Raw genomic sequence first — 12951 nt, forward strand, 5'->3', positions numbered from 1 at the left:
ATCATTGTCCTCCCGTGCTCGCGGCCGCGTTCTCCTGGTAATAGGCCCGGATTTTCGTCTGGATGTCGGCGGCCATCTGGGCTTCATCGGGGAGCTTCGCCGCCTCGAGGAATTCCGCGTAGATCTCGGTGAAATCCATCTTGGAGAGATCGAGCCGCGAGAACTCGTCGATGGTGAAGCCGAGGCACTGCTCGGTCTTGGGCTTGTCCCAGGGCTTGCCGATCTGCGGCCGGCCCTGCTCCTGCAGGATCCGCGTCAGCTTCGACTGGAAGCAGCAATAGGTCTTCCGCTTCGTGCTGCAGATGCCGAGGAAGCTCGACGAACAATAGCTGCCGACGAAATGGCACAAACCCATCCGGTCCTTGACGTCGAGCATCTTCTCCTGGGTCGAGCACAGGAACAGCGTGAGGAACTGGGTCGCAACGCCCGCGAGCACCGCGGGGCCGCCGGCGAGCGCGCTGAGGCCGGCGGCGGTCGTCAGGAGCCCCGACACCTTGCCCGCGCAGCAGTTGACGAGACCGAAGATGGGCTGGTGGCAGGTCTCGCGCGCGCCCTTGAACAGGCTCAGGTTATCGGGGTCAAACTCCTTCTGCGCCTGATCCATCGCACCCATGGCAACGAGCGCATCTTTCAGCTCGTCCGAGGCGTCGCGCTCGATTTCCTGGCAAACACCGTTCACGCAGTAGATGTCGCCGCCGCAGACATATTCCTTTTGCGGGGCGGTGCTGACGGGAACCGGGCAGCTATAGATCTGCTCGGTGGTCTTGCAGGCGCCGCCTGACGGATCCTCATCGAGGCATTCGTCGCGCAAGAAGGTGCATTTGGGATCGGCTTCGAAATCGCCGCAATCGGTGGCCTGGGTGATCTGGTGGCAGGTATAAGAGCGCTGCCAGGCCCAGCAGGCTTCCGTCACCGGTACGCCATTTATGATCCGGGTTTCGGGGCCCTGGGTGCAGACATCCTCGGCGGACTGCTGCGTGCACATCGTGTCGCCGGCGAGAGCGCCGCAGCCATCGACCCGTTTCGTGGTGACCGTGGTCGTGCTGCTTTGGACATGCCATGACTTGCCCGTCTTCGGGCTCGGGGCGGCGGCGATGTCGAGATCGGCGGTGCACTCGTATTCGGTGGCGCTGTAGTCGTCGCAGTACTTGTTGTTCGCCGGCGTCCAACCGTAGTCGACATGGGCCGCGCAGGCCATTTTGCTGACGCCCGTCGGCTTGCAGACGCCCGACGATACGTAGGGTTGAATCGAGGCGTAACGCGCAAAGGGTGTGCCGTAGGCGCTGTCGGGAACGACATAGTACTTGTAGGCCGCTGTGCTGCTGACCTCGGGCGCCATCGTGATCGAGCACGTCCTGGTGACATCCTCGACCTTGGCCCCGATGTTGCAGGTAGCCTCGTAGAATTCGGTCGGCGAGGTCTCGGTGGTGATCTCGCGGCAGGTCCCGGTCTGGCCATTGGCATCGATACCGAGCGCGAAGGCCCCGGGCTCGGCGTTGATCTCGTCGCCGCGGGTTCGGATGCTTGTTAGTTGGTCGCTTGGGACCCGGCTCTTGTTGGCGTCGCCCTGCCGAACGACGCCATATTCCGCGACCGAGGATGCGCCGCCCGCCGCCGCGCTCAGGGCCTTGTCGTCGCTGCCGAATAGATTGCCGAGATTGTCTGGCGTCCCTTGGAAGCCTGGAATCGTATCGCTGGTCGGCTGCTGATCGGGGAGCGAGCTCGCTTCGCTGCGCATCGTCTTGCCCGTATCGATCCCGTCTTTGTGCGCGGCGTCCATTTCGCCGGCCGCCTGACCGAACGCGGCGGGCGCAAACAGCAAAGCCGCGATCGGCAGCAGGAGCGCGGATAAGGGATCGCGGCGCGGCTTCACGGCGTGGAACCCTGGAGCCGCCGCAGCGCGCCCGCGGCGATTGCTGCACCCGGCCCCTTGCCGTCGACGAAAGTCTCGAGCGCATGACCCAGCGTCACGTTGCCGCTCATGCGGTCATGCGGCGGCACGGCGGTGGTACAGTCGAACCCGTCGCAGGGATCGAAATCCGACGTCGCAACGACGAACACAGGCACCGAGGTCACATGGAACGCACGGAACAGCCGCGGATCGATGCCGATGTTGTTGTAGCTCGCCTGGTTGTCGACGACCCGGACGATGCCTTCCTGGAACGCCTTCATCGAGTTGCCGGGAAAGCCGTTAAACACGACGACCCCGCCCGCCTTGGCGGTATCGCGAATCAGCGGCTTCAGGCTTTCGGGCGGCATCGACAGCGAGGCGAAGACCATGAGCTGCGGCGCCTTACCGCGCTCGCCCTGATTATCGCCGGCGGCACTTACGATCTCGTCGAAGTCAATCTGGCCATCCGACCCTACCTTCAAGGTCCGCGCGGCGTGGTTCAAATTCGCTTCGCCGCCGCGCGCGGCCTCGAGCGCATCGTCGCGCAAAGCATCGCCGCGGCGCGCGACCTCGCTGGCAAGCGCGGCGGCCTCCTCGGCATTCTCGGCCTTGCGACCCATGACGGCCTGGAGGTCGAGGCCGTCGACGGTCTGGGCGATCGCGTAGGTCGTGCCGGCCAGCGCGAGCGCTGTGATCGGGATAAGAAGGCGCCGGCGCATCACAGCACGCAGCAGTTGCGTTTGCGCCAGACGAGGTAGCCCATGTCCTCGCCGACGGCGGGATAAGTGTTACCTGAACCTGGCTTGAGGTCTGAAGATCCGATCGGCGGACAGGCCCAGCGGCCCTTGACCATGGGGCTCGGGTTCACCGCCTGGAAGCGGTACTGCTGCTTTTTCATGATCGGCATGAGGTACTTCTTGCAGAGGCCCTCGCCGCCCATAGTCCCCCAGGCGATGCCCATCCGGTGCATCTTGTAGGAGAAGCGCGAGAGGGCGAGCCGGCTCGCCTGGACGTGGCCGATGTGCGCCGAGACATTGCCGTTCATCGGGTACATCGGCCCCTGGCAGCCGGCGCACCAGAACAGCGGATCGAGCGGCAGATGGACTGTCGCGCTCGCGCAGTCCGCGGCGCAGGCCGCCTGGGCAATAGGATTGGCGAAAATCGCGACTTCGGGGTTGATCAGCGCGGTCAGCGTATCGTCCTGCCAAAGCGGGTCGATCTCGGTGACATAGGCGATATCAAACGAGGACTGCTCGAGGCAGGCCATGTCCGTCAGCACCTCCATCCAGTAGAGAAGCGGGTACATGTACCAGTGGACGTGCCACTTCGACCCGGTGTTCGGGCCGTCGGGTGTGCGCCGCGCCTTGCCGTAACCGATGTCGAAACCCGGCGCGATGCGCTTGCCGCCGAGATTGACGAAGCACCAGGGCTTTACCGAGACGTCGGCGAGGCGGACCGGCTCCCAGAAGCCCATGGCGATGCCGATGCGCGGGATCGGCGAGCCGCACAGGCATATCGGCAGGGTCGGGTTACCCGTGTCGGGCCGCCCGGCGAGGGAAGGGAAGATGTGGAGGCCGCCGACTGACAGCGGGAACAGACACGACCAGCACACATCAGTGATCGGATTGACGAACTTACCCGTGCAGCTACCCGGGATGCTGCCACCGGCGGACGCCTGAGAGGTCGCGCCCTGCACCGGCGTTTGCGCGGCGGCCGGAACCGAAGCGAACAGCGACAGGCCGAGCGCGGCTGACGCCATGACGCCAAGTGTCAATCGCCGTGCTCGCGGCGCCATCACCCGCCCCTCTGCAGCGACACGGGAATTTCGCTGACGCGCATGGTCTTGCCGGCCTGCTCGACGACCGCGGGCACGGCGCGGATGCCGAACCGATCGGTAAGATAGCCGCCCTGGTCGAAATAGAACCGGCGTTGATATCGCGTCATCGCCTCGAGCGGCGCGCCCTTCACCATGATGATCTTGGCGGTGAGGTCGGTATAGCGCGCGAGCGCCCAGGTCAGCTGGGCCGCGTCGTCGCCATCGATGAAGACTAGCGCCTGGCGCACCGTCACGAAATCGAGCGGATTGATGCGCTGGCCGGCGCGCGCGATCACGTTCCCCTTGGTATCGGACACGTCATGGTCGATCGCGACGGCGGGATCATAGGTCCAGCTCCGCGGCTTCAAGGCCGGCGCCATGCCGAAGACGGGATCGGGCCGGCGGACCTTGCGCTCGGTACGCTCCGCAAGCTCGCGGTTCATGCGGTCGATCCCGCCGTTTGCCTGCAGCGTTTTGAGCTTGGTCTCGATCGTGCGCAGCAGGTCGGGCTCGAGCAGCGCGAAGACCGTGCCCTGCTGGCCGTAGTCGCGTGCCATGCCGGGCGCGGGCAAGGCGGCAAGCCCTGCGGCCAGGATGATAGGAGCCGTCCTCACAGCACGCTCACTTCGGCCGTACCGATGATGCGAGAGCGGCAGATGAAGCCTATCGCGGCGTAGCGGCTGTCGAAGCCGTCCTTATGTGGACTGCCAACATAGTAGCAGCCGGCCGGAATGGTCCCGACCGGGCCAGCCTCGAGCGCCTCGCCGAGCTGTGAGCGCGACTTCATCGTCGCAACGCGGCGACGGGCGCCCTGCCCGTTCGCCGCCCGGACAAAGACGTCGGCGCCCTCGTGCTCAACGACGTCGCCAGGCATGCCGTAGACAATCTTGCCGAAGGGCGCGGGACGCACGCCAAAGTGCCGCGTAACCAGCGGCGTTGTGGGCGGCGCGAAGAACACCGTGTCGCCGCGGACCGGAGAGGTGCCGCGCTTCACCAGAAAGGCCCAGTTGGGCAGCGACGGCGAACGGTTGACGAAGAACAGGCGCTGCGAGGCTGCATCGTCCAGAGCTTTCCAGCCCAGGAGCCCCAGCAAGGCAAAGCCGGCGATGGCCCAATGCCGCAGGACGCCGCCGCGCTGAGGGCCAGGCTCATCGGGGCTCTCACCGCTGCGCTCATCGTTCTTGGCCATTTGCCGGTCCGAGCAGCGCCGCCACACCGCGCCGCGCGGGCGCGGCCTCGGAACTTGGCATCGGCGCGATCCGCGGCGGCACCGCACCGAGCGTTGGCGCCGCGGCCGGCGCGTTCGCGGTGATGAGCCGGCCGACTTCCCCGCGCACGTCGGCGGTCACGTCGGGCACCGAGCCCGATACGACCGCCTCGCCCACCAGGATCGTCGTGCCGTCCTGCGCCCGCTTCTTCAGCACATCCTGGAGCAGCGCCATGAAATGGCGGGTATCACGCTCGACCTGTTCGGGGCTGTTGCCCGAGCGCGCCTCGGCCATGACGAAATCGTTGATCATCGCCGAGAGGCTGACCGCAACGATACGCCGCGATTTGAGCTTGATCACCTCGCGCGTGATCCAGGCGCCCCAGACCGAGGTGCCGATGAGCACTGCGCCGATCGCAATCCCGGTCCAGGAATAGCCTGCGAAACCGGATCGCCGCCTTGACGGCAGGGTTGATGCCGGCGGTTCCTCAACGTGTCCAAACAGGTCCTGCATTGGTCAGCCCTCAGATGGCGGTAACGGTGGGATTGGACGGCCTGGTCGCGGCACTCGCGCGCAGATCCGCGGCCAGCGCGCGGGCGCGCATCGCCGCAATCAGCACGAATGCGCCTGCAAAGAGCCATGCGATGATGTGCTGGAACGAGGCGCGCGCGGCGGGCGCCGCAGCGAGATAGTGCGCCGCCAGGTTGCCACCCTCGCGGAAGAACCCTTCGTAACTGGCGTTGGCGAAGAGGATGAAGAACAGTGCGAGTAGGCCCAGCGCAGCGAGGCCGTTCAGCGCGCACCAGGCCCAAACCGTGACGATCCAATAGGCCGCCGCGGCGCCGCGCCCGTGCGTAGGCTGTATCGATGGAGTACTGCGCCGCATTATTCGGCCGCCTCCGGCGCGTCATCGCTCGGCCGGTTGGCGACGCTGGTCCATTTGGTCCGGTCGCCCGGAAAGGCGACGCGCTCGATGGCGGCGTCCATCGGCAGGCCGCGCTCGACCAGGCGGTCGACGTCGGCAAAGACCTGCGGGCTCGAGGAGAAGACAGTGCCCGAATAGGGATCGAGCACGAGCCGGCCTACCGCAAGCGTCTCGGGGCCTTTGATCATGATGTCGGAATATTCGGTGCCGTTGCGCTTGAGGCTGCGCATCAGGGCATCAGTGCCCGGCGACATCTCGAAGCGGCCGAGCTTCGAAAAGTCCGAGATCGTCTCGGGCTTCTGCTGGAGGATGACGAACCAGTCGCTGTTCTCGAGCGCGGCAATCGAGCCTTCCGACTTGTAGTAGTCGTTCAAGGACTGGGTCGCGGTGATGAGCGAGGCGCCATACTTGCGGCAGGTCCGCGCGTAGGTCTCGACGAAGTCGGCCATCGAGCCGCCCTTGAGAAGCTGCCAGGCCTCGTCGAGCAGCAGCGCCTTTCGCGTGGCGCGGTCGGCGCGCATCGCCTGGCTCGAGAGGAACATGATCGCGGTGAGCACCACCGATCGAAGCTCCTCGCGCGCTGAAAGATCGGAGAGCTCAAAAACCGTCAGCCGGGCGTGGATGCTAAGGCTGGCCTTCCCCTGGAAGAAGCGGCCGTAAGTACCGGCGCTTGAGAACGGCCGCATCGCGATCGAGAGCGCGATGCCTTGCGGGTGCCCGGCGGCCTTGAGCTCCTCGATCACGCCATCGATGGAGCCCTCGCTGCCGTTGCGCTCCCACTCCGCATTGACCGCACCGTCGATCAGACCGCGCTCGGTATCATCGAGCCGGTCCATATGCCGGCCCATCTGCCCGATGATGGATTTCAGCATGCCCATGCAGTCGAGCCGGTAATCGTCGTCGGCCGCGGCCTGGGCCGGGTCGATCATCGAGAACGGGTTGAGGCAGAAGCCCGAGCTCATGGTGAACTCGACAAAATCGCCGTTCTGCAGCTTGCAGCTGTGCTCGAACGAGCGGCCGTCATCGATAACGATGACCTTGGCGCCGGCCCCGACCAGCGCCGCAGTGATCTCCTGCAAGGTCACCGACTTGCCCGAGCCGGACTTGCCGAAGACCGCGACGTTGTGGTTGCCCGCCGCGTTTTCGAACGGCGACCAAAAGAAGGGCTGCCCGCGCCGGCCGACGAGCAGCAGGTGCGGGATACTATTGCCGAGATATTCGCCCTGGAGCGGCGCGATGTTGGCGACCGTGGTGGTGAGCATCGTGCGCATCCGCTTCATGCGCTCGAAATCGCGGGCAAGCCCGTTCGCCATCGTCATCGGCATCACCGAGAGGAAGCCGAACATCTGCATGTGGCGCTCGTCCTGGAGCTCCCAGCCCGAGGCCTTGTAGATCGCCTTGAGGCTGCGCTCGTGGGTGTCACCCTGCCCATGGGGCGAGAAGCTGGTGACGCCGTAGAATACGCGGACCAGCTTCTGGCCCTGGCGCAGCTGTTCCTGAACATATTCCCACTCGCGCGACTGGTCGCGCAGCTGCGGCATGTACCGGGCCGAGCGGGAATCGGCGAGGCTGGTCGTGCGCATGAACTTGAAGCCGGCGCGGGTGTTGGCCGCCTGCTCGTCGGGATATTCGATGCAAAGCACGGTCGCGACGGGGCACGGCATGCGCAGCTTGTCGGTAAAGGGATCTCCGATCAGCCGCGCGGTATCCCAGGGCGCCCACCGCGGCGGCAGGTTGCGCACGGCGTAGGAGCGCACGTCGAACTGATCGGGGCGGATCTCACCGATCTCGGGTGCACCGTCGACGAATACCCCGGTCGCGCGGAAGCGCTCGGTGCGGAAGTGGATGCGATCGGCCTCGACCTGCATTTCCATGTCGCGGCGCACCGCCTGGTCGGCGATCGGATCGAAGGGGTTGTACTCCTTGGGATCCTCGTCCGACGACGTGGTCGGCGAGGTCAGATCGTCGATCAGCGCGAGCAGTCCGATGGGGTCGATCGCGTGCGCGTGGACCTCGATCGAGCGCAGCATCGAGATCATGCTGTCGCGCAGCGTGACGAGCTCGTCCTCGCTGACCTTCGTATATTCGGGAACGCCCACCGAGATGATCACGCGGTGCGAACGCAAATGAAACGGCGCGTCTTTCGAGAGGCTCTGCCACACTCCGCCGGCGAGATGATCGGCGCGATGGCGCGCCATGCACTCGTAAACCCCGCCGACCTCGTAGCGCGGCATGAACCACTGGCCGAACCTGTCGGCGAGCCGCGGGCTCATCCAGTGCATGATCTGGATGCAGGTGCCCTGCGGGATACCTTCCGAAAGAAACTGCGCGATGATCTCGCTGGTGCGCTCGTCGGCGCCGACCAGCGGCGCGACCTCGATCACGAAGCCGCGCGAGGCGCTGTTGTGGTAGAGCCCCTTCTTGGGATCGTAGCTGCGATAGGGCAGCCAGTGCGATAGCATCGGCACGGCGGCCTCGGGCGGCGCCTTTTCTAGCCGGCGCGGTCCGCCGAAAATGTCTGCAACGATCCGATCGATCAGCGACATCGGCTATTTTCCTCGCCCGGCATCGGCGCTCGCCGGAAAGCTCGGCGCCGACACGGACGGGCTCGCCCCAGCCACCGGCTTCTCAGCGGACGGCTTGTCCACTGGACGCGGCGCGGTAGCTGGCGAAGCCGCTTTCCCCGGCTGCAGCCGCTGCTTCACGGCATCGGCGATCTGCTCGCGGCTTGCCGGCTTTGTAGCCTGCGCGGGTGGAGGCGCTGCCCCGACTGGGGCGAGTGTCGGCAATTCAGGTGCGCCGGCCGCCAGATCGGCGAGGCTGAGCCTGGTCTGCGTAGCGGATGGCTGGTCGCCGCCGGTCAGCATGACGGGGCCTTCGTCTTCGAGCTCGGCATAAACGATGGTCGGCTCGCGCCAGCGACCGAAGCGATCCTGGCGCGCGGGCAGGACGATCTTCAGCGCGCGCGGCGAATGCTGGGCCAACGCCGACGTCGACGCCGACAAGCCTTTGGTCCCCGCAGCGGGCTTTGAAACTTCACCGCCCTGTCCGGCGTCGCCGGAAATCAGCGCCAGCGCCTGGTCGTCGATCTTGGTCGTCGGCGCGCACATGCCGCCCGGCGCCTCGCAGCGAAAGTTGCCTTTCACGTTACCGCCGAAAGTCGCGCATCCTGCGAGCGCAGCGAGCGCGCCGATCCCGACCGCCCATCTAGCCTTGGACATGGGAATTCTCCCGCATGGACGTGTGGCGCCGACACCAGCGCATCCCAGATTGGATGGGCGCGCGGACCGCGGCAGCGAGGAACCAGAGCGTGAGCAGCAACAGGCCGCAGACGGCCGCGGCCTGCATTGCGATGAATAGAGAGAGTAGTCCCGCAGGATCGGCCTGGCGCGCTTCGTGCAGCGCCTTGCTCGACAGCGCGAAAAGGGCGCCAAGGTCGAGCGCGGCGAAGACGGCGAATGATTTGCGCGCGGTGGCCGGAGACCAAGTGGCCATCAGCTGCCTCCCTTGATCCACTGCTCGAGAAAGTCGCGCGGGCGGAACCCTTCGAGCACCGCGCCGTCATCGCGAACGATGACCGGCGTGCCGGTAAAGCCCTTCTCGCGGGCGAAGCGCTCATTGGCATCGAGGCCCGAGGTGTCGCAGCTCGCGCCGGGCAGGGTCTCGCCGGCATAGGCGGCGCGCACGGCCCGGGCCTTGTCGCGCGCGCAATAGACCCGGTTGGCGAGATCGCGGCTGCCGAGCACCGAGATCGGCCGCTCGATCACGCGCACGTCCATCTGTTCGAGCGTGCTCGCGAGCGCGCGGCAATATCCGCAGCGGAAGTCGGTGAAGATCGTAACGGTACGGCCGGCGGGCTTGCCCCAGACGATCGCGCCCGAATTGCCCAGCCCGGCCAGATCGACCTTCGCCGGCACAGTCGGCCGAGCCTTTGCTTCGCGGGTCAGCTGCGGCGCCTCGCTTTCTTCGCGCCCGGCTGATTGAGCGCCAACCTGGACGCTCGCCGCCGCCCCGCCGAGCAGCATATCGGGATTGATCTCGAGGAGCTTGGCCGCGGTCAGGTCCTGGCGCGTCTCCATGTCGTAGAGCCGGCCGACGAAGAGGTAGCGCGCGCCGGCGTCGGTGTAGAACAGCGTCTTGCCGGCGACCACTTCGCAAAGCCCCTCGATCTTGCTGCAGTCGACCGCGCTGACCTTGGTCTTGGGCAGGCGGGCCTTGAGGAGCTGGCCGACGCGCGCGCCATCGACCGGACTTGCGGCCAGGACAGCGACAGAGGCCGTAGCGGCGATGAGCGCGGCAAGTCCCGCAATTCTCCAATTCATCGAATGAACCCTTTTGGCTGTCAGTTGCGGATGAAGGCGCCCTCGAGGAACACGATCTCGACATCGATCCCGGTCGGCATCTCGATGACGGGTTGATACTGCTCGGCGCGTTCGATGAGGTATTGCGAGACCTTGTCGCCCGCCGCGGACACGCCTTCGCCAAGCCCGCCCTTCATGATGTCGCTCGTCGAAATCTTCTCGCGCTGGCCGTTCACCACCGTGGTGGGCGCGGTGAAGTAGCTGTTGGCATTGGCCGAGAAGCCGCGGCCGATGCCGCCGACCAGCCCTGCCATGAAGGCCTGGGTCGCAAGGCTGCCTTCGCGGCTGACGACGCGCCCGCGCACCCCGGTCTTGCCGCCGAATGCGATGAAGCCTTTGACCTCGCTTTCGGCATAGCGACCGCCCGGCTGCGGACAGGTCATCTTGGCGAGCCGGACATAGACCTTCTCGGACGAGAGATCGCCGCGCGCCGCGCCGTTGACCAGGCACCCTTGCAGCCTGGTCGTGAGCACGCGGCCGCCCTCCGCGGCCGATCGGGCGGGGCCGGTAATACGCAGTACGACGGGCAGCGGATCGGCCTGCGACTGGACGTTCGATGATGCGTCGACGCCGACGATCACGCGCGCGGTGGCAAAACTGTTCGCCGGCAGGTAGTTGGGGCTGTCGGTGAAGACGGTGTTGCCGCGGTCGGCAGGCTTGGGGCCGCCGCCAGCGCCGGGCCCAGCTGCGCCGGAGCCGGTCGTGAAATTGATGACCTTGAGATCTGAGCGTGGTCCGACCGGCTTGCCGGCGATGCCGCCCGCGCCTTGGTAGGCTGCCGGCCCACCAGCACCGTAAAGGGCGCGCGGACCGGCGGCTGTCGCTGGCGCGGATTGCGCGGCGGCGAGCTGGTTCTTGAGCGTGCGGTTCTCGTCCTCATAGGCCGACAGCACCCGCGAGCCGTCCGAAGCCATCGACTGGTTCTCGGCGCGCAGCGCGTCGATCTGCGACTGGAGCTGCTGGATCTGATCGCCCTGCCCCGACATGCGGCGGATCTGATTGTCCTGCGACTGGAGCCGGTTCTCCGACATCGCGATCCACTCCTTTTCGGAGAGGTTGCGGGACCCCAGGTCATCGGTCGAAACCTTGATCTCCTGAGAAGTCGGCGCCGCGCCGTCCAGCTTGTCGGGTTTCGGGCTCTCGCTGAAGATCCACCAGACTGCGCCGGCGAGCAGCACCGAGCCGCCCGCGTAGAGCGCCAGGCGCTGTTTGCGCAGGACCTCATCGTTGTCGCCGAGGTCGAGGCTGGGCGTCGCAGTGCTTCCCTCACCGGCATCGACGGACCGCTTGCGGCGGAAGATTTGGCTCAGGCCGGCCATCAGGGCCTCACTCCTTGCTTGCGCAGCACGATGTAGGCCGCGGTGACCTGTCGCGGCTGCAACTCAGGGTTGGCGATGCTGACGGCGACCGAAGCGGTCGGCGCGATCTGACTTTCGGACAGCAGGGCCGGCTTGGACCCAAGGTTCTCGATGCGAATGACCCGGCCAACGTAATCGAGGCCCTGGTATTCGGAGACGAGCTGGACCGAGAGATCGCCTGCGCGCACGGGCACGAGCGCGCTGCGCGCCATGTGATAGCCGGGCACGACCTTCTGCGAGGCCATGGCCTGGACGAGCCGCACCGCGGTCTCGTCGCCGTCGGGCGCTTCCTCGTCGGCCCCGCTCTCGGCCTTCGCGATCGCTGCCTGGTTCGACAGGAACACTTGCTGCGCTTCTACGGCCTCGATCCGGCAGGCGAACTTGTAGACGAAGCCCTTTTTGGTCGTGCCGAAGAACGAGAGTGTCTTGGCCCGGAAGGTCTCGGGCACCGCGATATAGATGTCGCCGCGCGTCGGCTCGTTGACGACGTTGAAATCGTCGAGCTCGTTCGCCGCCTGGACTTTGGACACGCTGGCGAATTCGTCGCCGACCAGGCTGATCCGGGTCAGGTCCTTGGCCGAGGCCGTGCAATCGACGCGCGCGTTGTCCTCGACCATGAGGGTCTGATCGGCATAGGCGGGAGTTGCTGCCGCTGCGGCGACAGCTGCGAACAAAGTACCGGTCAGCATTCTCCCGCGAAGATTGAGGAGGCCCGATGCGTTGAGCGCTGAGGCCGCAGCAAGACACGCGGCTGCTGGCATCGGCGTGGTGAAGCCCATGATCATTGCACTGCGTCCGTGGATTCTGTGGGGGTGGGAGCGGCTGACTTGGTCACCTCGCCGGGCGGCACGACCGCGCCGAAGCCAACGAGGCGCAGCTCGACGCCCGAATAGGTCCAGTCGAAACGGAAGGTGCGTTTGATCGCAGAAACTTCCTGGCGGCCGACCAGTGTGTGGAGCACGCCGGTTACCTCGGAGGTCAGCCCTGCCGGATCGACCTTCATCGCCTCGATCGTAAAATACTGGGCGACGCTCGACCCGCGCTGGTCATTGGCGATCTTGAGCAACTCGCCCTTGAGCTTGCCATAGGCAGAGGGGTGCGTGATCTTGAGAACCGACTCGATCCAGTATTCGAGGTTCTGCGGCGTGCGGTTGAACATCAGCACCGACGCGTCGCGCGTGACGAGCTCGAGATACTGGCGGCTGACGCCCTGGCTCGAGATTGTGAGCGGGTTCGTCAGGACCGGCTGCAGGACGACTTCGCGGTCCTTCGACGCAGCGCCGACGAGCGCGAAAAGCGAGATGACGCCGAGGCTCGCGCAGGCTAGCACGAGCATGTTGCGCTGCTTGAGGACACGCTGCGCCTGCGCCTGGCTATAACCGACTTCCATGG

Annotated in this window: 14 protein-coding genes; all 14 read right to left on the minus strand. The window is 66.1% G+C overall.

Features of this window, described 5'->3' with window-relative positions; all coding sequences use genetic code 11:
• Position 1: 1 nt before the first annotated feature.
• From KRR38_RS34965 to KRR38_RS35030, 14 genes are read right to left on the minus strand one after another with little or no spacing between them, the layout of a single operon-like run.
• Positions 2–1873, minus strand: a complete 1872-nt coding sequence (locus tag KRR38_RS34965) for a conjugal transfer protein TraN (protein WP_309141260.1) — start codon at positions 1871–1873, stop codon at positions 2–4.
• Positions 1870–2610: a type-F conjugative transfer system pilin assembly protein TrbC gene (gene trbC / locus KRR38_RS34970; protein ID WP_217408341.1), complete on the minus strand. Its 741-nt coding sequence runs from the start codon at positions 2608–2610 to the stop codon at positions 1870–1872. The genes KRR38_RS34965 and trbC overlap by 4 nt, the downstream gene beginning before the upstream one ends.
• Positions 2610–3686: a conjugal transfer pilus assembly protein TraU gene (gene traU / locus KRR38_RS34975; RefSeq protein WP_375293507.1), complete on the minus strand. Its 1077-nt coding sequence runs from the start codon at positions 3684–3686 to the stop codon at positions 2610–2612. Before traU ends, trbC begins: the two co-directional genes overlap by 1 nt.
• Positions 3686–4321 carry a type-F conjugative transfer system protein TraW gene (gene traW / locus KRR38_RS34980; RefSeq protein ID WP_309141261.1) on the minus strand — a complete coding sequence of 212 codons (636 nt, stop codon included), beginning with the start codon at positions 4319–4321 and terminating at the stop codon, positions 3686–3688. The genes traU and traW overlap by 1 nt, the downstream gene beginning before the upstream one ends.
• Positions 4318–4896 (minus strand): S26 family signal peptidase, encoded by a 579-nt coding sequence (locus tag KRR38_RS34985; protein ID WP_217408342.1) that lies wholly within the window; start codon positions 4894–4896, stop codon positions 4318–4320. Before KRR38_RS34985 ends, traW begins: the two co-directional genes overlap by 4 nt.
• Positions 4880–5428: a TrbI F-type domain-containing protein gene (locus tag KRR38_RS34990; RefSeq protein WP_217408343.1), complete on the minus strand. Its 549-nt coding sequence runs from the start codon at positions 5426–5428 to the stop codon at positions 4880–4882. The genes KRR38_RS34985 and KRR38_RS34990 overlap by 17 nt, the downstream gene beginning before the upstream one ends.
• Positions 5429–5438: 10 nt before the next feature.
• Complete coding sequence (locus KRR38_RS34995; RefSeq protein WP_217408344.1) at positions 5439–5801, minus strand: hypothetical protein; 363 nt, start codon at positions 5799–5801, stop codon at positions 5439–5441.
• Complete coding sequence (traC, locus tag KRR38_RS35000; protein WP_217408345.1) at positions 5801–8386, minus strand: type IV secretion system protein TraC; 2586 nt, start codon at positions 8384–8386, stop codon at positions 5801–5803. The genes KRR38_RS34995 and traC overlap by 1 nt, the downstream gene beginning before the upstream one ends.
• 3 nt (positions 8387–8389) lie before the next feature.
• Positions 8390–9061 carry a hypothetical protein gene (locus tag KRR38_RS35005; protein ID WP_217408346.1) on the minus strand — a complete coding sequence of 224 codons (672 nt, stop codon included), beginning with the start codon at positions 9059–9061 and terminating at the stop codon, positions 8390–8392.
• Positions 9048–9335, minus strand: coding sequence for a hypothetical protein (locus tag KRR38_RS35010; protein ID WP_217408347.1), 288 nt, complete (start codon positions 9333–9335; stop codon positions 9048–9050). Before KRR38_RS35010 ends, KRR38_RS35005 begins: the two co-directional genes overlap by 14 nt.
• Positions 9335–10162: a DsbC family protein gene (locus KRR38_RS35015; protein WP_217408348.1), complete on the minus strand. Its 828-nt coding sequence runs from the start codon at positions 10160–10162 to the stop codon at positions 9335–9337. The genes KRR38_RS35010 and KRR38_RS35015 overlap by 1 nt, the downstream gene beginning before the upstream one ends.
• A gap of 20 nt (positions 10163–10182) precedes the next feature.
• Complete coding sequence (locus KRR38_RS35020) at positions 10183–11520, minus strand: TraB/VirB10 family protein (RefSeq protein WP_217408349.1); 1338 nt, start codon at positions 11518–11520, stop codon at positions 10183–10185.
• The gene (locus KRR38_RS35025) at positions 11520–12344 is read right to left on the minus strand and encodes a type-F conjugative transfer system secretin TraK (protein WP_254515926.1); all 825 of its coding nucleotides are present in this window, start codon (positions 12342–12344) and stop codon (positions 11520–11522) included. Before KRR38_RS35025 ends, KRR38_RS35020 begins: the two co-directional genes overlap by 1 nt.
• Entirely contained in the window at positions 12341–12949 is a 609-nt protein-coding gene (locus tag KRR38_RS35030; RefSeq protein ID WP_217408350.1) for a type IV conjugative transfer system protein TraE, read from the minus strand. Before KRR38_RS35030 ends, KRR38_RS35025 begins: the two co-directional genes overlap by 4 nt.
• Between the last annotated feature and the right edge of the window lie 2 nt (positions 12950–12951).

Source organism: Novosphingobium sp. G106 (assembly GCF_019075875.1).
Classification (GTDB): domain Bacteria; phylum Pseudomonadota; class Alphaproteobacteria; order Sphingomonadales; family Sphingomonadaceae; genus Novosphingobium.

Coding starts and splice junctions, on each gene's coding strand:
- KRR38_RS35030 (WP_217408350.1), bottom strand. CDS start 12,949: ATGGAAGTCGGTTATAGCCAGGCGCAGGCGCAGCGTGTCCTCAAGCAG.
- KRR38_RS35010 (WP_217408347.1), bottom strand. CDS start 9,335: ATGGCCACTTGGTCTCCGGCCACCGCGCGCAAATCATTCGCCGTCTTC.
- KRR38_RS35005 (WP_217408346.1), bottom strand. CDS start 9,061: ATGTCCAAGGCTAGATGGGCGGTCGGGATCGGCGCGCTCGCTGCGCTC.
- KRR38_RS35020 (WP_217408349.1), bottom strand. CDS start 11,520: ATGGCCGGCCTGAGCCAAATCTTCCGCCGCAAGCGGTCCGTCGATGCC.
- traC (WP_217408345.1), bottom strand. CDS start 8,386: ATGTCGCTGATCGATCGGATCGTTGCAGACATTTTCGGCGGACCGCGC.
- KRR38_RS34985 (WP_217408342.1), bottom strand. CDS start 4,896: ATGGCCAAGAACGATGAGCGCAGCGGTGAGAGCCCCGATGAGCCTGGC.
- trbC (WP_217408341.1), bottom strand. CDS start 2,610: ATGCGCCGGCGCCTTCTTATCCCGATCACAGCGCTCGCGCTGGCCGGC.
- KRR38_RS35025 (WP_254515926.1), bottom strand. CDS start 12,344: ATGATCATGGGCTTCACCACGCCGATGCCAGCAGCCGCGTGTCTTGCT.
- traU (WP_375293507.1), bottom strand. CDS start 3,686: ATGGCGCCGCGAGCACGGCGATTGACACTTGGCGTCATGGCGTCAGCC.
- KRR38_RS35015 (WP_217408348.1), bottom strand. CDS start 10,162: ATGAATTGGAGAATTGCGGGACTTGCCGCGCTCATCGCCGCTACGGCC.
- KRR38_RS34995 (WP_217408344.1), bottom strand. CDS start 5,801: ATGCGGCGCAGTACTCCATCGATACAGCCTACGCACGGGCGCGGCGCC.
- KRR38_RS34990 (WP_217408343.1), bottom strand. CDS start 5,428: ATGCAGGACCTGTTTGGACACGTTGAGGAACCGCCGGCATCAACCCTG.